General features: G+C 35.5%; 21 protein-coding genes. 11 read left to right on the top strand and 10 right to left on the bottom strand.

Translation table 11 applies throughout. The features are described from left to right. Window positions 1-56 precede the first annotated feature (56 nt). The 7 genes from mutL to O7776_RS13110 form a co-directional block, all read right to left on the bottom strand. Window positions 57-1,946 (bottom strand): DNA mismatch repair endonuclease MutL, encoded by a 1,890-nt coding sequence (gene mutL / locus O7776_RS13080; RefSeq protein ID WP_274307480.1) that lies wholly within the window; start codon window positions 1,944-1,946, stop codon window positions 57-59. A 13-nt stretch (window positions 1,947-1,959) separates the two neighbouring features. After that, window positions 1,960-4,584 (bottom strand): DNA mismatch repair protein MutS, encoded by a 2,625-nt coding sequence (mutS, locus tag O7776_RS13085; RefSeq protein ID WP_274307481.1) that lies wholly within the window; start codon window positions 4,582-4,584, stop codon window positions 1,960-1,962. A gap of 136 nt (window positions 4,585-4,720) precedes the next feature. After that, window positions 4,721-5,305 (bottom strand): outer spore coat protein CotE, encoded by a 585-nt coding sequence (gene cotE / locus O7776_RS13090; RefSeq protein WP_274307482.1) that lies wholly within the window; start codon window positions 5,303-5,305, stop codon window positions 4,721-4,723. Between the two features lie 362 nt (window positions 5,306-5,667). After that, entirely contained in the window at window positions 5,668-7,851 is a 2,184-nt protein-coding gene (locus O7776_RS13095) for a bifunctional diguanylate cyclase/phosphodiesterase (protein WP_274307483.1), read from the bottom strand. A 366-nt stretch (window positions 7,852-8,217) separates the two neighbouring features. After that, window positions 8,218-8,655: a YlbF/YmcA family competence regulator gene (locus O7776_RS13100; RefSeq protein WP_241369197.1), complete on the bottom strand. Its 438-nt coding sequence runs from the start codon at window positions 8,653-8,655 to the stop codon at window positions 8,218-8,220. Continuing rightward, on the bottom strand, window positions 8,652-10,187 hold the full coding sequence (gene miaB / locus O7776_RS13105; protein WP_274307484.1) for a tRNA (N6-isopentenyl adenosine(37)-C2)-methylthiotransferase MiaB: 1,536 nt from the start codon (window positions 10,185-10,187) through the stop codon (window positions 8,652-8,654). Before miaB ends, O7776_RS13100 begins: the two co-directional genes overlap by 4 nt. Before the next feature lie 76 nt (window positions 10,188-10,263). Then, on the bottom strand, window positions 10,264-10,608 hold the full coding sequence (locus O7776_RS13110; protein WP_274307485.1) for a hypothetical protein: 345 nt from the start codon (window positions 10,606-10,608) through the stop codon (window positions 10,264-10,266). A 740-nt stretch (window positions 10,609-11,348) separates the two neighbouring features. On the opposite strand from O7776_RS13110, the gene hmpA reads away from it, so the two are divergent. Next, window positions 11,349-12,557 carry an NO-inducible flavohemoprotein gene (gene hmpA / locus O7776_RS13115; RefSeq protein WP_274307486.1) on the top strand — a complete coding sequence of 403 codons (1,209 nt, stop codon included), beginning with the start codon at window positions 11,349-11,351 and terminating at the stop codon, window positions 12,555-12,557. Window positions 12,558-13,015: 458 nt separating this feature from the next. Here the strand turns inward: hmpA and O7776_RS13120 are convergent, their stop codons facing one another. Together O7776_RS13120 and O7776_RS13125 are read right to left on the bottom strand one after the other, a co-directional pair. Beyond that, window positions 13,016-13,504, bottom strand: coding sequence for a L,D-transpeptidase family protein (locus O7776_RS13120; protein WP_274307487.1), 489 nt, complete (start codon window positions 13,502-13,504; stop codon window positions 13,016-13,018). A gap of 411 nt (window positions 13,505-13,915) precedes the next feature. Beyond that, the gene (locus O7776_RS13125) at window positions 13,916-14,728 is read right to left on the bottom strand and encodes a MerR family transcriptional regulator (RefSeq protein ID WP_274307488.1); all 813 of its coding nucleotides are present in this window, start codon (window positions 14,726-14,728) and stop codon (window positions 13,916-13,918) included. 80 nt (window positions 14,729-14,808) lie between these two features. Here O7776_RS13125 and O7776_RS13130 point away from each other — a divergent pair, with 80 nt between their 5' ends. After that, on the top strand, window positions 14,809-15,252 hold the full coding sequence (locus tag O7776_RS13130; protein WP_274307489.1) for a GNAT family N-acetyltransferase: 444 nt from the start codon (window positions 14,809-14,811) through the stop codon (window positions 15,250-15,252). Between the two features lies 1 nt (window position 15,253). Beyond that, on the top strand, window positions 15,254-16,492 hold the full coding sequence (locus tag O7776_RS13135) for a flavin monoamine oxidase family protein (protein WP_274307490.1): 1,239 nt from the start codon (window positions 15,254-15,256) through the stop codon (window positions 16,490-16,492). 134 nt (window positions 16,493-16,626) lie between these two features. Here the strand turns inward: O7776_RS13135 and O7776_RS13140 are convergent, their stop codons facing one another. Further along, entirely contained in the window at window positions 16,627-16,845 is a 219-nt protein-coding gene (locus O7776_RS13140; protein ID WP_274307491.1) for a hypothetical protein, read from the bottom strand. A 212-nt stretch (window positions 16,846-17,057) separates the two neighbouring features. On the opposite strand from O7776_RS13140, the gene O7776_RS13145 reads away from it, so the two are divergent. The 8 genes from O7776_RS13145 to O7776_RS13180 all read left to right on the top strand — a co-directional run bounded on the left by O7776_RS13145 (window position 17,058) and on the right by O7776_RS13180 (window position 23,307). Beyond that, window positions 17,058-18,071, top strand: a complete 1,014-nt coding sequence (locus tag O7776_RS13145) for a multicopper oxidase domain-containing protein (RefSeq protein WP_274307492.1) — start codon at window positions 17,058-17,060, stop codon at window positions 18,069-18,071. A gap of 16 nt (window positions 18,072-18,087) precedes the next feature. Beyond that, the gene (locus tag O7776_RS13150; protein WP_274310505.1) at window positions 18,088-19,257 is read left to right on the top strand and encodes a ZIP family metal transporter; all 1,170 of its coding nucleotides are present in this window, start codon (window positions 18,088-18,090) and stop codon (window positions 19,255-19,257) included. Window positions 19,258-19,355: 98 nt separating this feature from the next. Further along, on the top strand, window positions 19,356-19,550 hold the full coding sequence (tatA, locus tag O7776_RS13155) for a twin-arginine translocase TatA/TatE family subunit (RefSeq protein ID WP_241369218.1): 195 nt from the start codon (window positions 19,356-19,358) through the stop codon (window positions 19,548-19,550). 61 nt (window positions 19,551-19,611) lie between these two features. Continuing rightward, window positions 19,612-20,337 carry a twin-arginine translocase subunit TatC gene (gene tatC / locus O7776_RS13160; RefSeq protein WP_274307493.1) on the top strand — a complete coding sequence of 242 codons (726 nt, stop codon included), beginning with the start codon at window positions 19,612-19,614 and terminating at the stop codon, window positions 20,335-20,337. A gap of 306 nt (window positions 20,338-20,643) precedes the next feature. After that, window positions 20,644-21,801, top strand: coding sequence for a pyridoxal-phosphate-dependent aminotransferase family protein (locus tag O7776_RS13165; RefSeq protein WP_274307494.1), 1,158 nt, complete (start codon window positions 20,644-20,646; stop codon window positions 21,799-21,801). 445 nt (window positions 21,802-22,246) lie between these two features. Continuing rightward, the gene (locus O7776_RS13170) at window positions 22,247-22,612 is read left to right on the top strand and encodes a DUF2089 domain-containing protein (RefSeq protein WP_241369221.1); all 366 of its coding nucleotides are present in this window, start codon (window positions 22,247-22,249) and stop codon (window positions 22,610-22,612) included. A gap of 13 nt (window positions 22,613-22,625) precedes the next feature. Further along, window positions 22,626-23,015 (top strand): SHOCT-like domain-containing protein, encoded by a 390-nt coding sequence (locus O7776_RS13175; protein WP_274307495.1) that lies wholly within the window; start codon window positions 22,626-22,628, stop codon window positions 23,013-23,015. A 10-nt stretch (window positions 23,016-23,025) separates the two neighbouring features. After that, entirely contained in the window at window positions 23,026-23,307 is a 282-nt protein-coding gene (locus O7776_RS13180) for a hypothetical protein (protein WP_274307496.1), read from the top strand. The last annotated feature ends 162 nt before the right edge of the window (window positions 23,308-23,469 follow it).

Genomic DNA, 23,469 nt, shown 5'->3' on the forward strand with positions numbered 1-23,469 from the left:
ACCCCATCGTTTTATTAGTTAATTTGAGTCTTAGCACTCTCTGAATGCATTTAATATTACATCACACGTTTGAACATTTTTTCTACCTCATATGATGTAAAATGAATGAGTACCGGGCGCCCATGTGGACAAGTAAATGGATTATCCGCTTTGCGTAAGTCTTCAATTAATCGCTGCATTTGTTGCTTATCTAAATAGTGATTTGCCTTAATTGATTTTTTACAACTCATCATAATGGCCGCGTCTTCTCGTAGTTTCTTTATATCTGCTTTACTTGCATTCAATACTTGTTCAATCAGTTCCTCAATAATTTCTTGTTCCTCACCTTTTGGAAACCAGGTCGGATATTCACGTACAACAAATGACGAATGTCCAAATTCCTCAAGAAACACGCCGACTTCTTCCAGTTCGTGTTTCGATTCTTTTAATCGCAATGCTTCATCCGCTGAATAATGGAATGTGAGCGGCATTAAAAGTGCTTGACGTTCATTAACATTCACTTCACCTACTTTGTCACGGAAAAATTCGTATTTAATCCGTTCTTGTGCAGCATGCTGGTCGATTAAATAAAAGCCGTCCTCCATTTGTGCAACGATGTATGTGCCGTGAATTTGTCCAACGATCTCAACTTGCGGGAAATGAAGTTTCTCTTTTTCGGGCAATTCTTCCACCTTCAAAGATTCCTCGAAATCGGGCTGAACATTTAGTGGCGGGTCAGTTTCTTCAATAAAGGATTTTGTTATTGGTTCTTGCATACTTTGCTCGATTGCAGATGGCTGTTTTGTTGGCGCAGGTGCATATGGCTCTTTAATTACAATTGGCTCTGAAGATAAGCGCTCAACTATTGAATTCATTTTCGATGCGTCAAAGGTTGGCTTTGATGCTTTTTGTGGATTCCAAATATTCAACTGCTCATTCGGTACTCGTACGGGCTTTTCTTTTTTCTCAGCCAACGGAATTCGAATAACATCTCGGATTGATGCACGGATTGTATCTTCAATGAGCTTTAACAATTCCGGCTCTTTACTTAAGCGTACTTGATGCTTCGCTGGGTGCACGTTAACATCAGTTAACTGTGGATCACCTTCCACATACAATAGCACAATTGGAAAACGCTCAATCGGTAAATACGTATGATACGCATCGGTAATCGCTTTTTGAATGACGAAGTGCTTTACCCAACGCCCATTCACAAAGAGTGAAATATAGTTTTTCGATGCACGTGTTACTTCCGGTAAGCTTGCAAAACCGTGAATTTTATAGTCATTATTACTTCCTTCAAAGGCTAGCATTTTCTTAGCATTATGCACGCCATAAATTGCTGCTAGCACTTGTTGTACTTGTCCACGACCGTTTGTTTGTAGCAGTGTTTGTCCATTATGCACAAGTTTTATCGCCACTTCAGGATAGCCAAGCGCAATACGATTAACAAAATCAATCGTATGCCCTAGTTCGGTTTGAATCGTTTTCAAATATTTTAAACGCGCTGGCGTATTGTAAAATAAATGCGCCACCGTAATATCTGTCCCTCGTCGAAGTGCTGTAGGTTTATGCTCTTTTAAATGGCCACCCTCTAAATAAAGATGTACCCCACCATTGCCATCAGACGTCCGCAATGTCAACTTTGAAACCGAGGCAATCGATGCCAATGCCTCACCACGAAAGCCTAATGTTCGAATCCGAAACAAATCCTGTTCTTTTTCAATTTTGGATGTAGCATGTCGAGAAAAAGATAAAAGCGCATCTTCTTCGTCCATGCCACTGCCATTATCAACCACTTGAATAGAGCTAAGACCCGCTTCTTCAAGAAAAATTTCAAGTGACGTACTGCCTGCATCAATCGCGTTTTCTACAAGCTCTTTAACAACTGATGATGGGCGTTCTACTACTTCACCGGCCGCAATTTTATTCGATAGCCATTCGTCCATAATTTGAATTTTTCCCATGCGAATCTCCTCCTTAGTTATTTCCTAATAACTTTTGCTGTAATTCATACAGTAACGTCATTGCTTGCATTGGTGTTGTGCCCATCACATTTAATTTCGTTAATGTATCTAGCACTTGTTGCTGTTCAGGTGACAATGTTGGCTCATCACGTAAGCTAAACAACGATAATTGCAATTCATCTTCCGCTACTTTTGTAGGTGTTGTTGCAACAGACTCAGGTTGCTTTAATTCTACTGCTTGTGCAATTGGCGCGAGTTTTTCTGAATGTCCTGCTTCAAATTGTGCTAATAGCACACGTGCACGCTGTAAAATTGCTTGTGGCATTTCTGCAAGCTCGGCAACATGTACCCCGTAGCTTTTATCTGCCGCGCCTTTTTTCACCTTGTGTAAAAATACAACACGTCCATCTTGTTCTGTTGCACTTACATGAACATTTTGTAGTCGCTCCAATTCCTGCTCTAAATCCGTCAGCTCATGGTAATGCGTTGAAAACAGTGTATTTGCCCCAATTTCAGTATGAATGTATTCCATCATCGCCTGCGCTAAGCTCATACCATCATATGTTGATGTGCCGCGTCCAATTTCATCAAATAGTAGTAAACTCTTTTTCGTTGCGTGAGTAATTGCGTGCTGTGACTCTAACATTTCAACCATAAATGTCGATTGTCCTGCTGCTAAATCATCCGCCGCCCCGATACGCGTGAAAATTTGGTCTGTAATCGGCAGCTCTGCTTCTGCTGCTGGTACATAGCAACCCATTTGCGCTAACACAACAATTAACGCCACTTGTCGCATATAGGTACTTTTCCCCGACATGTTAGGCCCCGTAATAAGCATCATATTTTTGTCTTCAGTTAATATGCAATCATTTGGTACATAGCTTTGTTTATTCAGCATTTTTTCTACGACCGGGTGACGACCTTCTACAATTTTTAATGCTCGACCTTCATGGAATACTGGCTTAGTAAAACGATATTTATCGGTTACCTCCGCGAAACTCATGAGGACATCTAATTCACTGATGGACGCCGCTAGCTTTTGAACGCGTGGAATATACGTTTTTAATTGGTCACGCAATGCAACAAATAAATTATATTCTAACGCTAAACTTTGCTCTTCTGCATTTAAAATAAGCGCTTCTTTCTCTTTCAATTCTTCTGTAATAAATCGTTCGGCATTCGCTAATGTTTGCTTCCGTTCAAAGCGCGCTAAATCGGTATTGCCTAAGTGTGATTTTGTAATTTCAATATAATAGCCAAACACACGATTATAACCAATCTTTAAATTTTTGATACCTGTTAATTCACGCTCTTTTTTTTCAAGCTGCGCAATCCAATCCTTACCATTGCGAGAGGCATCTCGGTATTCATCCAATTGCGCATTATAGCCATCACGTATTACATCGCCTTCCTTAATCGAGATAGGCGGATGATCGGTAATGGCATGCGCCAACAATTGTTCAATATCTGCACATACATCTAATTGTTGACCAAGTGCCGTAGATTTTTCACGCCCACTATCAATTAATTTTTGTTGAATCATCGGTACTTGGCGCAGTGATTCACGAAGTTGCGCTAAATCTCGTCCCCCTACTGAACCAAATGCGACACGACCCGCTAATCGTTCTAAATCATAGACATTTTTTAGTAATTCATTTAATTCTTGACGTAAGAAAAATTCTTCTAAAAATTCCGTAACAACGGTTTGGCGTGCTTCAATCGCTATTTTACTTGCAAGTGGTTGATGCATCCATTGTTTGAGCTTACGTCCTCCCATTGCTGTCACGGTTTCATCTAAAAGCCATAGCAATGTTCCTTTTGAATCACCACCGCGAATAGATTGAATCAACTCTAAATTGCGTTTTGAATTCGTATCAATGCGCAAATAACTACTTGCCTCAGTAAACGTAAATGCTTGAATATGTGAAAGTGAACGCATTTGTGTACGCTCTACATATTGTAACAAACGCTTAGCAACGCCTTGTAATTTTACCGGTAATTGTGCCACATAGTTTTCCGCACGAATGCCGTCCATTTCTTCTTTTTCAAGAGATAGCACAATGCCACTTGTATCTGCGAAATCCGATAATAGCAACTGCAATTGCTCTGTAACGATGACTTCCTTAATGGCATACGCTTGAAGTTGCTGAACCAATTCCTTTGCGCTACCTTCGATAATAGATGTATTGGCTTCTCCAGTCGAAACATCTAAATACGCAAAGGCTAACTCATTTGCCGATAGTTCCTCTGCAGCTGCAATAAAATGATTCGATTTTCCATCGAGTGCCTTACCCTCCATAATTGTTCCAGGTGTAATCACTTGTACGACCTCACGTTTTACAACACCTTTTGCATTTTTTGGGTCTTCTGTTTGTTCGCATACAGCTACTTTAAAGCCTTTAGCAACAAGTGTTTCAATGTAGCCTTGTGCTGAATGATGCGGCACCCCACACATCGGAATAGGATTATCCGTGTTACCTGCGCGTGCAGTTAAAGTTATTTCTAATAATTGTGATGCTTTAATAGCGTCCTCAAAAAATAGCTCATAAAAATCGCCTAAACGATAAAATAAAAACGCATCTTGAAAATCTTGTTTGACGAGCAAATATTGCTGCATCATCGGTGTATATGTAGTCATTAATTGTTTCCCTCATTTACTAAACTTGTACTAGTTATTATACCACTAGCTTCGCGATTTTCCTTATGCTCGCTATTAGAAAAACATGACAGACAAAAAAAACGCTCAAGCACTGAACTGTACTTGAGCAAAATCATTATGAAAATGATGATGAATCAAATTCCGCTTTTTCGGAACTAGATGACGATGAGGATGAGGATGAGGATGAAGATGAGCTCGAAGTACTTCTAGAATCATGTGAGCTTTCATCATATGACCACTCTTCCTCGTAATCTGTTGGATGTACATTGATAACAACAGTTGTTTCTCCGATAATTTCAACTAAAAATTCACGTTCAATTGATACTTGGATCTTATCACCTGATTTTGTAATGATCGCTTCTATACAGTTCGGCTGCTGTAAGACACGCATTTTCACATCGTTAGAATCAACTTCTACTCCATCACGAAAAGATAACTTAATACGATCTTTATAAGCAATCGTTTCCGTATGAACCGCTGTTTTTGAGTGATTACTATACGCATACCAAACATTCACATCAAATTTACCTGTTACATCAACAAATTTACCATTACGCTTTGCTTGGCATTGATGGTTTATAACCCAGCAACCTAAAATACTTGTCGGCGCATTTGGCGGACATAGTAATTCTTTGGATTCGGTTCTCTTTTTCCCCTTCGCTACCACCGCTCTTGTTACAATTTGACGCAAACGCTTCACGAAAACTTCTCTCCTTTCTTAACTATTGCTAATGTATGCGATAAGTGCCTAATTGGTGAAGGAACAAAAACATCATTATCAAATGTTAATTGAACCGAACTTAATCATAACCTTCCTTGCGATAACGGTTGTTTTTGCAACAAAAAAGGGAGTGTCCTAGATGTATTTCTGGGACACTCCCTTTGCGCCGAGGATGGAGGCTAGCACGAAGCTAGTCATGAATGCGTTGTCACAGGATGTGACGGTTTTAGCATTCGTTCTTTTATTCTGACCACCGCAGAAGCACCACCTAAAGCGGATTATTACTACACGAGGCTTGCACTGTCCAAAAAGTAGCGACTTTTTGGACAGCCCCAAGTTTTTTAAACTGGTACTGATACCTCAAGTAATTTATTAATTTCCTCTAGCGGTAACGGTTTGAAATAATAGTAGCCTTGCCCGGTTTGACAGCCAAGACGTTTTAACTCCTCGTGCTGTTCCTCTGTTTCAATACCTTCTGCTACGGATATCATATTTAAATTTTTTGACAGCTGAATAATCGTTTTAACAACAGCATTCATGCGTGGATCTGCTAAATTATCGACAAAACTTTTATCTATTTTAATCTCTTCAAATGGCAACTTTTGTAAATAACTTAATGAAGAGTAGCCCACGCCAAAATCATCAATGGCTGTATCAATCCCATTCGCTTTCAGTTCATTAATAATTTTTTTAGCGCGCATCACATTATCCAGTTCAATGCTTTCGGTAATTTCAAATTTTATGTACTTAGGGTCTATGTTGTAACTTTCAATTAATGTAATCGAATTTTCGACAAAGCCGGCATTATAGAAATGGCTTGGCGAAATATTGACTGACACTTGATACAGCTTTAAACCTAATGCTGCACGTTCTTCTAGCCATTGTAATACTTTTCGTAAAATGGCACGGTCAATTTTATAAATATTGCCCGTATTTTCTGCAACCGGAATAAACACTGCTGGTGATACGAAGCCAATTTCTGATGATACCCATCGAGCTAGCGCCTCAAAGCTTTCGATCTCTCCTGTAGCGATGTTTACTTTTGGCTGTAACATTGGTAAAAACTCATTATTTTTCAAGCCTTTTGTAATATGCGCTAGCACATTCATTTCCTGTTCTACTGATTCAATTTGACTTTGCTCAAAACGTTTAACAACTGTACCTGAAGCCTTCAATGCATTTGATAATGCTATATCTGATTTACGAATTGCATCTATAAAAGGCTCATTTTTATTAAATGGTGCTGTCCCTATTTTTAGTGTCAAATACGTCTCTTTTTCATTTATATAGTAAGGCTCAAACAATATATCATCAATTTCTTGCTGGGGAATTCTAACCTGTTGGTTTCTAGTACGAGTAGCAACTATAATCGATGAACTCGTATAACGGGCAATGATTGAATCATCAAATGTAGACAATTTTTGTAAACGTCCTGCCAATTGCCTTAATATTTCATCACCAGCTTGTCGCCCTTGTAAATCCACAATATTTTGATATTCACCTGGTGCAATAATAAATAAGGCCCCTTCAAAGCCATGTTCAATTAAAGACATCATTTTATTTTTGAAACGTTCGAAATTAGTTAAACCCGTTGTTGCATCTTGATATATCAATTGACGAATAGCGTATTTTTGCTCGTAATATTTCACGGCAAGTGTAACAATCGGCACAACTCGATTTAAAAATTTGAAATCTGCTGCCAATGGTTCTGCTTGTTGTTCAAAATATACTGAAAATAATCCAATAATTTTCCCTTCTGTATTTAAGATAGGTTGGCTCCATAATGATACAAATGGGTGCTTTTCAATTAGCGGTTTAAATATTTCATTGTACCTAGATTCACTTAAGTTTTTAATAATGAACGGTTTTTTGATTGAGGTATTTTCATTAAAAGTTAACCCCACCAATAGCAACTCTTCATCAAAGAAATGTATTTCCTCCGTTAAATCTCCATAAACATACTTCATACGATTGTAATCATCTACTAGGACAATCGAATTAAAACATTTCTTACCAAATGTAGCACTAACCGTACTACAAATTTTATTCATTATTTGCTCAAACGAATCGCCATTTTCTAAACTAAAGTATACTTCTCTTTCCAGTTCAATCAACGCCTCGACATTTATCGAATCAGTTAAATCCCTCATCATCAGTACGCTATATTGTAATTCACCGTACTGATTATGCATGGGTATTATATTCACTTCATTCCAAAAGTTCGACCCATCTTTACGATAATGTAGCGACGATGTTTTAAATGTTAAACCATTTTCAATACTTTCTTGAATCGCTTCTTCATTTAATAAATCCGTTTGTGGACCACGTAATTTATCGATCGTCATTCCAATCATGTCATGCTCGTTATAATCTGTCATACGCGAAAAAACATGATTTACAAAGTCAATTGTATAGCCCTTTTTTGTATTGACAATAACAATTCCCGAATCAAGTTGTCTAGCCATTTGACATAACCAAAAATATAATTCTGCATCACTTAAACTTCGATTTTCGAATTCATTCATCTTCCATGTCCTTTCCTTTTATTCAAACTAATTCAATAGTATAGCAAAAAAACGGGAATTTAGAATGAATAATACCACATTTATTTATAACTATTTTCACTTAAATCAGTTACAAAAAAGTACTAAAGGACTAAATTAACATCTTTTTAGAACGCAATAGGGTTTATACCATTAAGTTTTATAGGTACAATATTACCATTAATTATTAACAAAAAAGGAATAACAAGTATTCCCATTAAATTACATCACAATTTTACATAAAAAGGACATTTCATAATTTCCCGATGTATATTTTTCATTTATTTTCATAAAAAAGGCTATTTAAATAAGCACATTTACTTATTTAAATAGCCTAGAATATTTATTTTATGAACAAGAACCTGGCACGCTATTACGTACTTTTGAACCTGTTTCTCCTTTTAATAGATCTCCACCTGTTGAAGCAATGACCTCATTAGTAACTGTATTGGCAATTGCATTAGATACTAACTGCAATAAGTCGTTTACATCTACTTGAGATTGTTTAAACTGTTGTACTACTGGCAATTCGTCGATTTCTTTTTCAATATTTTCGATTTTTGTTTCCATTGTTTTTAATGCGCGCTCTTTCCCTAAGTGCTGGAAGTTAACCGCTTGTTTTTGAAGTGTTTTTAATGATGCGATTTTTTCACGTACAAATTGATTATCGTTAATTTGCTCTTCTGCCTTTTTGAAAAACTCTACTTCTTCCGTGTTGGCAATCATATGGGCGATTTCTTTTGCTTTTTCTACGATTTCGTCTTTCGTATATACTTTTGTTGTCATTTTACGAATTCCACCTCTTCTTTAACTTCTTCTACAAACTCACCCAGTAATGAGTAAGATTTTGCTTCTAAAATCTTCACTTGCACAAGCTTCCCAATATATTTTGGGTCTGCCTTAAAGTTTACAAGACGGTTTTTACGCGTATAGCCAGCTAAAACGTCATCTCGTCTTTTACTGCTGCCTTCAACTAAAACTTCTACGACTTGACCTTCTAGACCTTTTAATGCTTTAGCAGAAAATTCTTGAACAACTGCATTTAAGCGGTGCAGACGATCTTTCTTTTCTTGATCTGTTACGTTATCAACCATTTTCGCAGCGGGTGTGCCTTCACGTGGTGAGTAAATATACGTAAATGCCATGTCAAATCCAACTTGGCGATATAGATCAAGCGTTTCCTGGAATTGTTCCTCCGTTTCATTTGGATAACCAACAATGATGTCAGTCGTTAATGTAACATTCGGAATTGCTTCTTTAATTTTATCGACTAATTGTAGGAAATGCTCACGTGTGTACTTCCTGGCCATAATTTTCAATATTTCATTCGAGCCAGATTGTACTGGTAAGTGAATATGGTCAACTAAGTTTCCGCCATTCGATAACACTTCAATTAAATGATCATCAAAATCACGTGGGTGACTAGTTGTGAAGCGAATACGTGGGATATCAATTTTGCGTAATTCGTCCATTAAATCACCTAAACGATATTCGATGTCCTCAAAGTCTTTACCGTATGCGTTAACATTTTGACCAAGCAACATAATCTCTTTATAACCTTGTGCTGCTAATTCTCTTACTTCTTGAATTATTTCTTCCGGTCGACGCGAACGCTCTTTACCTCGCGTATATGGAACGATACAGTATGTACAGAATTTGTCACAGCCGTACATAATATTTACCCAAGCTTTAATCGAACCAAGACGTTTTTTCGGTAAGTTTTCGATAACGTCCCCTTCTTTTGACCAAACCTCTACAACAAGCTCCTTTGACATGTAAGCCTCATGTAAAATATTTGGTAAGCGGTGAATATTATGTGTACCAAATACCATGTCAACATGTTGATACTGCTTTAAAATTTTGTTTACCACTGATTCTTCTTGCGACATACAGCCACAAACACCAATTAGCATTTCTGGGTTTTTACGTTTATATTTTAACAAGAAGCCTAGCTCACCGAACACTTTGTTTTCAGCGTTTTCACGAATGGCACATGTGTTTAATAGCACCACATCCGCTTCTTCGATGATTTCAGTTGATGTGTAGCCAAGCTGCATGAAAATACCAGCCATTACTTCTGTATCATGTTCGTTCATTTGGCAGCCGTAAGTACGAATATAAAACTTACGATCATGTCCCATTCCTAAAAACTTCTCTTCAATATCAAAATCTTTATGGTATTTTACTTCTTCTTTCCCGCGTTTTTTCGCATCTTTCAGTGAAGGAGCTGTAAATACTTTCTCAAAATATTTACTATAGTCTTTTTCTTCTTTTGGTTGTTTAATCTGCTGACTTGCTAGTCGTTGTTCTTCATTCATCGACTATTTGCCCCCCTATCATTTATTACAATTACTCATTTCAACATTATAGCGAACAGTAGCTAGTAGTTACAAGTTAGTCGACGAATTGTTTATAACTATTTATGTCATTTGTACGCAAAATTGTAAGAAATGTGACACTTAATTTGATTACTTGTGACCAATTCATTGCATATTGTGCTTCAAACTGATGTTTTGGCAGTTTTAAAACATCTTGAAATAACTTTTTTGCATCGAGCTGCTGTTCATTTAAATACGCTAAAAATGCTAAAAACAGTTTGTGGTCCTCTACTGCCAACTCTTTACTTTCTAACAGCGCGTCCATGCGATCTCCTGGCGAATTGGCCCGTTCAAATAACTTCCCTAATAGGAGCTCTAGCTTTTCATTTTTATACTGTAAAAAATCAAAAATGTTCGACATGCTGCACCTCCGCAAATTTGGTGGTGATTTCCTTATTAACTGTAGCAGATTTTAGTGGTTTTCTCATTAGAATAGTAAAAGACAGAAAGATTACCTCTCCTGCCTTCACATTAATTATACAATTACTTTTTTATCGATTTTAGTACCGTGATGAGTGCTTTTTCCTTTGCACTGTAAAGATTTAATTCATTTTTATAAATATCCGTTGTATTGAGTATTTTTATAATGGTGCCATTATCAATTGTAGATTACGTACAACTGTTTCTTCCTCAATAACTTTCCTTTCTACTATAGTAATAGTCTCTTTCCAAACAAACATTTAACAGCATTTAGTTTTTTTTACCCGTATGCGTATGTTTCTAACTTCTTCACCTTTTAAAATAATTATTTTCTGATGGCAAATTCAAAAGTAAAATATTTCATCAATAGAGACAATTATTCGATTCATTGATCATCCTACTTAAACTATGAATAATGACATAACGGTAGAAACTCAATAAAACGCAACTTGAAATTGATAGTTTATGCTCTAACTAACGCATTGTATTTTTCAACTTAATATTATTAAGTTTGAATATTCTAAATGTGGTTATACTAGCGTTTATCGAATTATTATTAAAATTCACTGAAAAGATGTATTTTTAATACTTGTTTATGTCTATTTTGTTAAAGATGTATTTTTCATATTGCTTTAAGAAAATAATAGGCATATATTTATCTCGAAAGGACGTGTTCAGCACATGTTAGATCAACATACAATCGACGTTATTAAATCAACAGTACCAGTTTTAGAAGTACACGGTGAAACAATTACAAAAACTTTTTACCATAATTTATTTAGGGATAATCCAACATTACTAAACATTTTTAACCATACGAATCAGTCAAAAGGTCGTCAACAAACGGCTTTAGCAAACACAGTCTATGCGGCAGCACAACATATAGACAATCTTGAGCCAATCGTACCAGTAGTCGTACAAATTGCACATAAACACGTAAGTTTAGGCGTTTTACCAGAGCATTACCCAATTGTCGGTCAATATTTACTTGGCGCTATTAAGGAAGTATTAGGAGATGCTGCTACAGACGAAATCATCGATGCATGGGCAAAAGCTTATGGTGTAATCGCTGACATCTTTATTTCAGTCGAAGAGGATCTTTATAAAGCAGCGGAGAACAATGGTGGCTGGCGTGCATTTAAGCAATTCAAAATTGCACGTAAAGAACAAGAAAGTGATGATATAATTTCTTTCTACTTAACACCAACAGATGGCTCAAAAGTACCTGCTTATAAGCCAGGGCAATATGTAACGATTCGTGTCACAGTACCTGGCGAGGAATATATGTTAAATCGTCAATATACATTATCTCAGCCAAGTAATTCACAGGAATTCCGCATTTCTGTAAAACGCGAATCCGATAATCTTATTAATGGTAAAGTATCAAACTTTTTACATGACACTGAAGAAGGAACAGTCATTGACGTAAGCGCTCCAGCTGGTGTTTTCACATACGAACCAACAAATGCAGCTGTATTATTCATAAGTGGTGGGATTGGTGTTACACCATTAAATGCAATGTTCCAAACGATAGATAATAAAGATAACGTAACATTTATTCAATGCGCTCGAAACGAAAAGGTGCTTGCTTTCCACGAAGCAATCCAAAATAAAATGAACACATTAAATGGACCAACTGGTTTACGCAAGCTATTTAGTGCATTCAAAAAAGATAGCAACTCACACCATCACGTACTATACTCAGACAACAATGAGTACATTAATGCTAATATTTTGCGTCCAACCTTAACTTCTGATACTCAAGTTTACATGTGTGGACCAACACCATTCATGGAGGCGGCCATTAACGCTTTACATGAATGCAATATCCCAGATAGCCAAATTCATTATGAATTCTTCGGTCCTGCGATGCAGTTAAATACAAAGTAACAGTACCAAGACTAAGATTAAGTGGCAAATTTAAAGAAATAGACCAATTGTTAAACTTATCATTAAGCTGAAAAATTGGACTGTCCAATAAATTCCTTTTACAACAAAATCTCTAAAGTTTACTAATGCCGAAACGTTGTATAATCAACGTTTCGGCATTTTTAATTTTGCATAATTCCAGCTTATATTTACATTTTAGAACATTATCATTTTTATTATTAGACCAAACTTTATGACTTATCTTATACGAATGAAGTGCAATAATTTTCTCTTACCATACGCTAAATGACCATCTTCCAATTCAAAAATCACCATTATAAAACGGAGAAAAAAGTTTTCTATACTTTTTAAGGAAGATATTGCCATCACACCTATTTAAAAAAACTTATTAAAGATCAAAATATTAACAAATACCATTTATTTTCGGAATGAAGTACCTCACTGATTGAAGATTCACGTTATGGATGGATAATCACTTGTGTCCCTATTGGAACAATACTTGCTAACTCCTCAACATCTTTATTATGCATACGAATACAGCCATGTGATACAGCATGACCGATAGAGCTAGGATCATTTGTTCCATGAATACCGTAATGTTCTTTCGATAAACTCATCCACATTGTACCAAATGGACCACCTGGATTTGGCTGCTTGTTGACAATAATAAAATTCCCTAATGGTGTTTCAGTAAGCATTTTTCCTACGGCAATAGGATATTGCTTTTGGACCACACCATCTTTAAATAAACGTAACCAGCGATTATTTACGGAAATCTCTATTTGAAAAGGTGTCGAGTTTGGAAAACCCGGTATAATTATTTGCTGTCCAATATAAAGAACATCTGGGTTGATACCAGGATTAGCATGTATGATGGCCGATAAAGGTGTTCTAAAATCTCTCGCGATTTGGGACAATGTATCCCCAGCTTTTACTGTATAAATCAATCTAATCATCTCCAAAACCAAAAGTTGTTACAGTATCATATGCATTGGTTAAAAATGAATTATCGATTTACGATAGTAGTTGAATCAAAAAGCTTGTACACTGGAAAAAGTAATTGATTTAATACATACAAAAATATAATGCATGCCGCTACTATTCGAAGTATGCTGTAACATCCAAAAGAAAGGCGCACTTATTTATGAAGAGGTTTTATGTAATTTTACTTACCCTTTTACTAGCTGCTTGTATTAACGAAGCAATTTCATCAAATACTAATTTACCGTTCACGCTTTTAAAGTAGGTAAAGCCGATAGTTTATTAGTATCGCATCAAGAGGAACATGTTTTAATCGATGCAGCTGAAGAAGATGACGGAGAAAAAATCGTTGCCTATTTACAATCACAAGGCATTATTTATTTCAGGTGGACCCGAATTTTTGTAATGTAATGCTCCTCGCTATTTTTTACGACTCCATCATAAATATATTCTTCCATTACATAGTCCCCTATGTCATAATTTTGGCGTTGTATTTCTGAAAATAGACGCTCATAAGTTCGGTAGATACTCTCTTCTTTTCCCAAATGATAGCCAATTGCATACATTCCGGGTGCTGAATTAAAGTACGTCTGATTCTTTTTTTGTTTTAGCTGCTCCATATACAGGTAACTATAATTTGTATACTCGCCCTCTAGTACTTGTTCGCGCAAAGTCATCCCCCCGATTTGAAACCCTGTATCTAGACCTATCGCGTTTAGTTCATTAATAAATTGAGTGACTACCTTTGCAAATTCTTCATCTGTTATATCTTTTATATTTTGACTCAGGTATAAAAGATTTCCAGGTAAATATTGAATGCTAATTTGATGGAAATCAATATCTTCAGCTTCCTCCAACAAACTAATTTTCACATCCATCATCTTTTCTAAATTTTCTAATTCTCTCTTTTTCATGCGCACTTTTTCTTTTTGTTTCATCATTAAAGAATAAAATAATTCAGGTGACTTTTTTTCCATATAGCTTTGAATTTCCTCTAAAGACATTCCAAGTTCTTTTAATAAATGAATGACATTGAATAATTCAAGTTGCCGAAAAGAATAATAACGGTAGCCTTTTTCATTTCTGTAAGTAGGTGTTAGCAAGCCAATTTGATCATAATAGATTACTGTTTGCTTATTAATCTTACATAGTTTTGCGAACTCTCCTGTTGTTAATAATTTTTCAGACATTTGAGATCTCCTTTCTTGACTATATAGCAACTATATACCTTACGTTGTATATACACAAAAGAAAGAAAGGTTTTGACATTTTGTTTACTGGGATTCGAGCAATAACTGACTCAAACATAAAAGAGGTTTTAGATTTAAAAATTTCAGAGCAACAGCATGGATTTATCGAGCCTGTCAGCCATTGTTTAGCAGATGCTGAAAAGGACACGCGTTATATTCCGTTAGCTTTATATGAAAAGGGAGAAATTATTGGATTTTCAATGTATGGAAAATTCGATGAACAAATATGGCTCGACCGCTATTTAATAGATGAGCGTTTTCAAGGAAAGGGTCTTGGAAGCTACTTTCTCCGCGCACTTGTCGAATATTTACTGGAACGCTACCCAAAGCAAGTTATTTATTTAAGCGTATTTGAGCAAAATAAAGTGGCGATCCAGCTGTATCAAAAATTTGGTTTCTCCTTTACTGAGGAGTTAGATGAAAACGGAGAAAAAATAATGATTTATCCAAGCGGAGGATTGTAAGATGCTCAAACAAGTAATTATTATCGGTGCTGGTTTAGCAGGCTTAAGTGCTGCTAAGAAATTGAAAGAACAAAATATTCCATTTGTATTATTAGAGGCAGCTGAACGCGTTGGGGGGAAAATCGATTCCATCACATATGATAATGGAATTTATTTCGAGTTAGGTCCTCAATTTTTTAATAATGATATGCATGCCTTCAACCAGTTATTAAGCGTAGCTAATATTCCCGTTGTGGAAACAGCACTAGACAGCAATTCAATAGAAGTGGACGATTATCGTAGACTGGACGTAACTCCGATTATCCAAAAACTCCACACTATTGAAAAAACCAGTTTATCTGAGGATATTCCCTTACAAACTTTATATGAAAAGGTTATAACGAATGAACAGGACCGTCGTATTATTGAAAGTTATTTTTGTGAAATTTTAAATATCCACCCTTCACAAGCAAGTGCAATTGCGTCACTCGAAAGTAGTAACCGTTATTTATCTGAGCAAAATGATTTACTACTTCAAGGGGCAAAGCCATTTAAAGAGCTAACTCAATATCTCGCTTCCCTATTTCAAGAGGAGCTTTTCACGAATCATCTCGTTAATGCTATTCACAAGGTGAATGATTATTATGAAGTTCATACGACAAAGCAAGTATTTTATGCGCAAGCAGTTATTATTGCGGTACCCCCAACGATTGCTTGTCAAATTCAATTTAGCGAATCATTGAAAACACACTTTATGCCAGCTCTTCAAAGCTATGTGGATGGTGCAATTATTAAAATAACATGGCTTTATCCTCAAAAGTTTTGGCAGGATAAACAGCCACTTAATGGGGTTATTTATACTAGTGTCCCTGGTGTCTCAGTGGTGGATTCATCAAAAAAACAGGAGGATGCGCGGTTAACAATGTTCATCGGAGCAGAGGCCGCACATGAATTCGCTACCCTCAATACACAGACTCGCCTACAACAAGCGACTGCATTACTAAAGCAATATTTTGGAGAAATCGCGCATAGCTACACTAACGTTCAGGAAAGTATTTGGGTGAATCACCCTTATTGTGGTGGCGGATATAGTGCAAAAGTAAAATTTGATGGACTTATTGATGCGCCTAAAATTTTGAGGACACCGCATGAAAATATTGTTTTTGCTAGTAGCGAAGTAGCGCTTAAATTCCCCAACTTTATGGAAGGTGCTATTCAAGCAGGATACAATGCTGTGGACAAGTTAAAATTTAAAAAATAAGTTAATTGCTTTATAAAAAATACCTGCAGTTAGTACACTCTTCTTCAAATGTCCTAACTACAGGTACCATATTAGTTTTAGGTGGTCCCTTTAATAAATCTCTCTTACTTATGAAACGGTTCACCGTAATGCCTCTAAGTGCAATTTTTTTTATTACTAACCCCTTTAACTTTTTTGGTTTCAAACAACATTCCACTTAAATTAAATTGCAAAGCAAATGCTTTGCATTCAATAACAAACGCCACTCCATTAATCACCAGTAATATACCAATTTCGCCAAGTAGTTCAAATTCTTTAAAAAATGTTTCGTGAACTCCCCTTTTTAAAAATTGATAAGATAAATTTTTATCCAATAAATTACTTACATCTACATCAAACTCAAGGTGCATAATCAGGAAGTATGACCGGATTTCGAATTTCGTACTTGATTATGACTAAAGACATAAAAGTTATAGAATAATTACCCTGTAAAAAAATACATATCGACAATAGTTGTCCTTTAGAATGAATTTTAGTGTCATGACATACTTTTTCTTGAAGGAAACTTTTTTAGGGGTGGTTAAAAATGAGTGAGGAAAGCAATCTGTCAAGACGTGACGTCTTAAAGTTGGGAACTGCTGGTGCTTTGGGTTTGGCGGGAAGTTATTTTTTAAATAATCTAGCTCCTTTTAGTACTTCCGTTAAAGCACAATCGCATAGACCAAATCACAGTAAGATGAATCATAATCAAATGGTTGGGAATATGACAAAAACTTCAGGTTATAAAATGGCTGAAAAATTACTAACTACATTTGATTATGGAAAAGTAAGTAAGTTACCTACTGGGCAAACGCTTCGTGAATATGAAATTGTGGCTATAGATAAAGAGATTGAAATTGCAGAAGGAATTAAATTTCCAGGTTGGACTTATAACGGAACCATTCCAGGACCTACATTTCGTTGTACTGAGGGGGACTTACTTCGTTTTCATTTTATAAATCAAGGAAGCCATCCTCACTCTGTTCATTTTCATGGTATTCATCCACCAGAAATGGATGGTCTTGTACCGATTTCACCTGGCCAAAAATTTACTTATGAGTTTGAAGCTAAGCCGTATGGAATGCAGATATATCATTGTCATATATTACCACTTGCTCGCCACATTCATAAGGGATTGTATGGAAACTTTATTATTGATCCAAAAACACCAAGGGAACCAGCGTTAGAATTAAATATGGTGATGAATGGGTTTGACTTGGATTTAGATGGCGAAAACGATTTTTATACGGTTAATGGATATGCATTCGCATTCATGAATTATCCTATTAAAGTTAAAAAAGACCAATTAGTCCGTATTTATCTAAGTAATTTAACGGAATTTGATTTGTTGAACTCTTTCCATCTTCACGCCAACTATTTTACGTATTATCCTACAGGAAGAAATGATAATCCTTCTCAATTTACTGATACGATAATGCAATGTCAGGGAGAGCGTGGAATCCTTGAAATGAGATTCCCTTATAAGGGAAAATACATGTTCCACGCCCATGTTAGTGAATTTGCTGAATTGGGATGGATGGGGTTTTTTGAAGCAGAGTAAAGGAGGGTTTGACAAAGTGAATTTAAAGTGGATAATTTCGGGTTTGATTCCCTTGGTATTACTTATAGGAGTATTAGCTTTGGTTTTGATAAACGGAGCAGGAATAGAAAAAGATCCTGCTGCTCCTGTTGAAGTTTTAAATATTGAACGGATAAAAGTAACATATGAAGGTTTTGAACTTTCAGTAAGTAATACTGGTCCTGAAACACTGACAATTTCACAGGTAATTGTAGATGATTCTGTTTGGAATTTCAGTGTATCACCTGACCCTACGCTCAATCGCTTTGAAGATGGGAAAATCACCATTTCCTATCCATGGGTAATGGGTGATCCTCATGCTATTAAAATTATCACTGAAAATGGCATTATTACAGAAGGAGAAATTGCTGCAGCAACTCTTACTCCTGAAGCTAGCTGGAGTAACTTTTTAAACTATGGGTTTATCGGTTTTTATGTCGGGATTGTCCCTATTACTCTAGGATTATTATGGTATCCATTTATGAAACGTTTTAAGCGAAAATGGATAAATGCTATTCTTGCACTTACTGTTGGACTCTTATTATTCCTATTTGTTGGAACACTTGCGGACGGATTTGAGATTGGTGCTGAAGCTCCTTCTGTCTATCAAGGTAATATGCTAGTTATTATCGGAGCTGCTCTTACGTTTTTACTTTTAATTGGATTTGACCAGTATCAGCAAAAAAAACAGGAAGCAAAAGGATATTCACCATTTAAAATAGCATTTCTAATGGCTACAGGAATTGGCCTTCATAACTTTGGAGAAGGATTAGCGATAGGTTCTTCCTTTGCCCTTGGGGAAGCTGCATTAGGAACATTTTTAATCATTGGTTTTACCCTACACAATATTACAGAAGGTATTGGAATAGCTGCACCGCTATTAAAAACTAAGCCTAGTATAAAGCATTTCTTAATTCTAGGAACGCTTGCTGGTGCACCTGCCATTCTTGGAACTTGGTTCGGTGGATTCATCTTCTCTCCAATCTGGGGTGCTTTATTCTTAGGAATTGGAGCAGGTGCTATTTTACAAGTAATCTATGTCATAACAAAAATGCTCGTTGAAGATCATCGAGCATATAAGGAACCATCCGTTTCATGGTTAAATCTTTCTGGATTCACAATTGGAATGTTAATCATGTACTTTACTGCATTTTTCGTAAAATTCTAAGACCACAGATATTAATATATCTTGTTATGAAACTTTTCTAGAAATGATTATAAGCGTCTAAAAAGAATTGAAAGATTTAACGATTAGGAGGAACAATAATGTTTCAAAATATCGGAATACCAGGATTGATACTCATTTTAATGATTGCCCTTATTATTTTCGGGCCTTCTAAGTTGCCTGAAATTGGAAGGGCGTTTGGCTCAACATTAAGAGAGTTTAAAAAATCTACTAAAGATCTTATAGATGACTCAAATGTAGATACATTGGATAAGAAAGAAAAACTAGACAAATAAATTAAGAGGGGATGTAAGTTCTTTCTTACATCTTCTTCTTTTTCTTTATGGAGTGGTTAAATTGGAAGATCAAAATAAGGACTTAGTTAAGCATCTAGAGGAATTACGTAAACGTATTATCATTACTTTAGTTATCTTTTTACTGTTTTTAGTACTCGCTTTTATATACGTTCAAGATATTTATCTTGTGATTGTTCAAGAATTGCCATTTAAATTAGCTCTGTTAGGACCGAGTGATATCTTATTCGTTTATTTAATGATTGCTAGTATTGTTGCCATCACAGCTACTATACCTGTTGCAGCATACCAAGCTTGGCTGTATGTACGTCCAGCATTAACACCAAAAGAGCGCAAAGTAACAATCGCCTATATTCCAGCAATATTTATTTTGTTCCTATTAGGAATTAGTTTTGGTTATTTTATTCTAGTTCCACTTGTACTAAATTTTTTAATGTCACTGTCAAATGACATGTTTACTACTTTCTTTACAACAGAGAAATATTTTCGATTTTTGTTTCATATGACATTACCTTTTGGATTTTTGTTTGAGCTTCCTCTTGTTATTATGTTTTTAACAAGTATAGGAATTATCAATCCGAACAGTTTACGAAAGAATAGAAAATATGCATATTTTTTGTTAATTGTGGTTTCAATTTTAATAACGCCACCAGATTTTCTATCAGATATCCTTGTAATAATACCTTTACTACTTTTATACGAAAGTAGTATAAGCTTATCTAAATTTATATATAAACGGCAAAATAAAGAAGTGAGTAATGAAATATAAAAAAGGATCTTTAAACATTGAAAGATCCTTTTTGGCTACCAAACATATGCAAAAAGAATTAATCATATTGCAAATTGCACTCTCCCCTTTATTTCAAAAATAGAAGTTATTCAAATCAATTTATACAGAATAAACTAATCTATATTCAGAAAGAAATCCCCCTACAGTAGTAAGCTAATACTAAATTTCAATCAATCGTTCTCAGCATAGTTCAAAAAATCATTAAGACATATGGATGATTATGGTATCATTATAAATAGAACATTCTGAATTGTATATTCCGAAAACAAAGGGGGATCTTTTATTATGTATAAAAATATTTTAAGACATCCAGGGCCTACACCTATTCCTAAAAAAGTTCAGCTTGCAATGAATCGAGATATTTTTAGTCATCGGAGCAATGATTTTGTCGAATTTTATCGTGAAACTATTGAGCGAGTAAAGCCAATATTTGGAACGAAACAGGATATTTTACTACTCCCTTCTGGAGGTACAGCAGCACTTGAAGCTGCTGCTGTGAATACTGTTTCAGCGGGCGAAGATGTTGTCGTTGTTACAGTTGGTGCTTTCGGAGACTATTTTGTATCTATTTGTGAAAAATATGGGTTTCATGTTCATAAGCTAGAAAAACAATGGGGACAAGCATGTACAGCTGAGGAGTTACAAGCATTTTTACAACCATTAAAAAATATTAAAGCTGTTTTTGTTACATATAACGAAACATCAACAGGGGTTATTAACCCGATTGCTGAGTTAGCACAAGTAGTTCGAAATGAAACGGACGCGGTATTAATTGTTGATGGGGTGAGCTGTATTGGTGGTTCACTTGCTAAAATGGACGATTGGGGTGTAGATATTTTCGTTACTGGCTCTCAAAAGGCCATGATGTTACCACCTGGGCTTTCTCTTGTCAGTGTCAGTGACCGAGCATGGAAAGTCATTGAAGAAAATAATGCCCCATCCTATTACTTAAATTTGCTTAGCTATCGCAGTTGGGCCGAGAAAGGCATGACGCCGAACACTCCTGCGATTACGCTCATTTACGGTCTAAACGAAGTATGTAAACTAATTGAGGAAGAAGGCGGATTTGCTGAAACGGTCGCTCGTCACGAACTCATGAAAAACATGGTTCGCAGTGCGATGAAAGCACTAAATATCGGCCTTTTAACAGAAGATGAGCACGCTTCACCAACCATTACAGCGATTATGGCACCTGAAGGCATTGTATTGGGAGATTTCTTAACTCATTTAAAGCAAAAGTATCATCTAGATTTTGCTGGAGGACTTGGTCATTTACAAGGAAAAATTTTCAGATTTGGCCATATGGGCTATTGCTTCCCAAGTGACATTTTACAAGCTATCTCTTTAATGGAAGCAGCATTGCAGGACTTTTCTTATGAGTTTGAACCAGGGGCGGGTGTCCTTGCTGCACATAAAGTATTTTTAGCTGCACATTGTAAATAATTGAGGGTTATCTCCCGATGTAATTTTAACTTATATACTTTTACTTTTATAAGAGCAATTATAAGGGTATTTTTTTTCGTATCTTTATTTGCAAATATTGAATGAAGTGAAATTTCAAAATGAATAATGCAAGAAGGTTACAAAAAAGTCTTCCAACATTCACTGAATGACTGGAAGACTTTTTATAATTTTTCTAATAATGATTGAATTAACAACCAAGTTAATCCATTGCTAATAAATGAATGTACACTTCCCCTTTTCCGGACGTCCAAACGACTGGCTATAAAATTGACCGGACAAAACCATTTGGCGCACTCGTTAAATAATATTAAATGTAAAATTAATATTATTCATTTTTTTGATAAAAATAATTAATTTTATTATTTATGTTTTTCGATATTTGTTATATAATTTAATCGAATCAATAAAAAGGAAGGTTTCCAATATGGCTTATCAAGTAATTACAAATTGTCCTGTTTGCAGTGAAACATTGAAAGTCACAAAATTGCAGTGCACTCATTGTCACACGACAATTGAAAATGAATTTGAATTATCTAAGTTAGCATCCTTATCTAAGGAGCAGCTACATTTTGTTGAAGTATTTTTAACGAGCAGAGGAAATATTAAGGAAGTTGAAAAGGAATTAGGTATTTCGTATCCAACAGTTCGAGGAAAGCTAACAGATATCATTTCATCTCTGGGCTATGTGCAGAAAAAGGAGACTGAAGTTGACGAGAAAAAAGTTGTCTCAATGTTGGAAAATGGCGAAATTACACCCGAAGAAGCAATAAAACTTTTAAAAGAAAATTAAGGAGGAATGTATGATGAAAGAAGAAATTTCAAAAGTGTTAACAATGGTTCAAGAAGGAAAGATTGATGCAGATAAAGGATCAGAACTAATTCGAGTATTACAAGAAAAAGAAAATACCGCTATTAAGCTTCATGATAAAACAGTAAAATATATAGATAAAACATTAAAAATTCGTGTTATATCAGCCGAAAATGATAATGTCAAAGTCAATTTGCCCTTAAAGCTAGTTAAAGCAGTATTAATAGCTGGTCACAGCATCGCAGCGAGTATTCCTCAATCCGAAAAATACGTAAAAGATATAGATATCAACCTTATTATTGAAGCTATCGAAAACGAATTAGATGGTCAAATTGTTGATGTTCAATCGGCAAACGGAGATTCCGTTTCAGTTATTATTGAGTAGTGGTTTGCCTATGATGCACTTAAAAGTAAAAGCCAAAAATATGCGGTTCACCATTCCAATTCCATTTGCTGTTTTAGATTTGGCAATATCCATACTATCTTCAAAATTTCTCCATAAAAACGTTAATAAATGGACAAAAAAGTACTTTGAAAGAAAAAAAATTGATTTCTCCTTTCCATTAATAAATAAAAAATCGCTGAAACCTATCATCAAGGAACTGAAAAATAATAAAGGGCTCGTGCTAGTAGATGTTAAAGCGAAGGATGGTACAGAGGTAAAGGTTAGACTATAGTTTGAAAATGTACACGGTCCACTTTTTTTCATTTTAATCAAAAAGCCTATTTTCTCACTTATCATTCGAGAAAAATAGGCTTCCACAATTAAATTGACGAAGAGGCTTATATAAGCGATTTCTAGCACACCAATAAATACACCCCCTACATAGGAGATGCAA

It is taken from the genome of Solibacillus daqui, from assembly GCF_028747805.1.
In the GTDB taxonomy this organism is placed as follows: Bacteria; Bacillota; Bacilli; order Bacillales_A; family Planococcaceae; genus Solibacillus; species Solibacillus daqui.

Excerpts from the sequence above, each read along its gene's own strand:
- mutL (WP_274307480.1), bottom strand. The coding sequence starts at position 1,946 with ATGGGAAAAATTCAAATTATGGACGAATGGCTATCGAATAAAATTGCG.
- mutS (WP_274307481.1), bottom strand. The coding sequence starts at position 4,584 with ATGACTACATATACACCGATGATGCAGCAATATTTGCTCGTCAAACAA.
- O7776_RS13095 (WP_274307483.1), bottom strand. The coding sequence starts at position 7,851 with ATGAATGAATTCGAAAATCGAAGTTTAAGTGATGCAGAATTATATTTT.
- O7776_RS13100 (WP_241369197.1), bottom strand. The coding sequence starts at position 8,655 with ATGACAACAAAAGTATATACGAAAGACGAAATCGTAGAAAAAGCAAAA.
- miaB (WP_274307484.1), bottom strand. The coding sequence starts at position 10,187 with ATGAATGAAGAACAACGACTAGCAAGTCAGCAGATTAAACAACCAAAA.
- O7776_RS13110 (WP_274307485.1), bottom strand. The coding sequence starts at position 10,608 with ATGTCGAACATTTTTGATTTTTTACAGTATAAAAATGAAAAGCTAGAG.
- hmpA (WP_274307486.1), top strand. The coding sequence starts at position 11,349 with ATGTTAGATCAACATACAATCGACGTTATTAAATCAACAGTACCAGTT.
- O7776_RS13125 (WP_274307488.1), bottom strand. The coding sequence starts at position 14,728 with ATGTCTGAAAAATTATTAACAACAGGAGAGTTCGCAAAACTATGTAAG.
- O7776_RS13135 (WP_274307490.1), top strand. The coding sequence starts at position 15,254 with ATGCTCAAACAAGTAATTATTATCGGTGCTGGTTTAGCAGGCTTAAGT.
- O7776_RS13145 (WP_274307492.1), top strand. The coding sequence starts at position 17,058 with ATGAGTGAGGAAAGCAATCTGTCAAGACGTGACGTCTTAAAGTTGGGA.
- tatA (WP_241369218.1), top strand. The coding sequence starts at position 19,356 with ATGTTTCAAAATATCGGAATACCAGGATTGATACTCATTTTAATGATT.
- O7776_RS13165 (WP_274307494.1), top strand. The coding sequence starts at position 20,644 with ATGTATAAAAATATTTTAAGACATCCAGGGCCTACACCTATTCCTAAA.
- O7776_RS13170 (WP_241369221.1), top strand. The coding sequence starts at position 22,247 with ATGGCTTATCAAGTAATTACAAATTGTCCTGTTTGCAGTGAAACATTG.
- O7776_RS13175 (WP_274307495.1), top strand. The coding sequence starts at position 22,626 with ATGAAAGAAGAAATTTCAAAAGTGTTAACAATGGTTCAAGAAGGAAAG.
- O7776_RS13180 (WP_274307496.1), top strand. The coding sequence starts at position 23,026 with ATGATGCACTTAAAAGTAAAAGCCAAAAATATGCGGTTCACCATTCCA.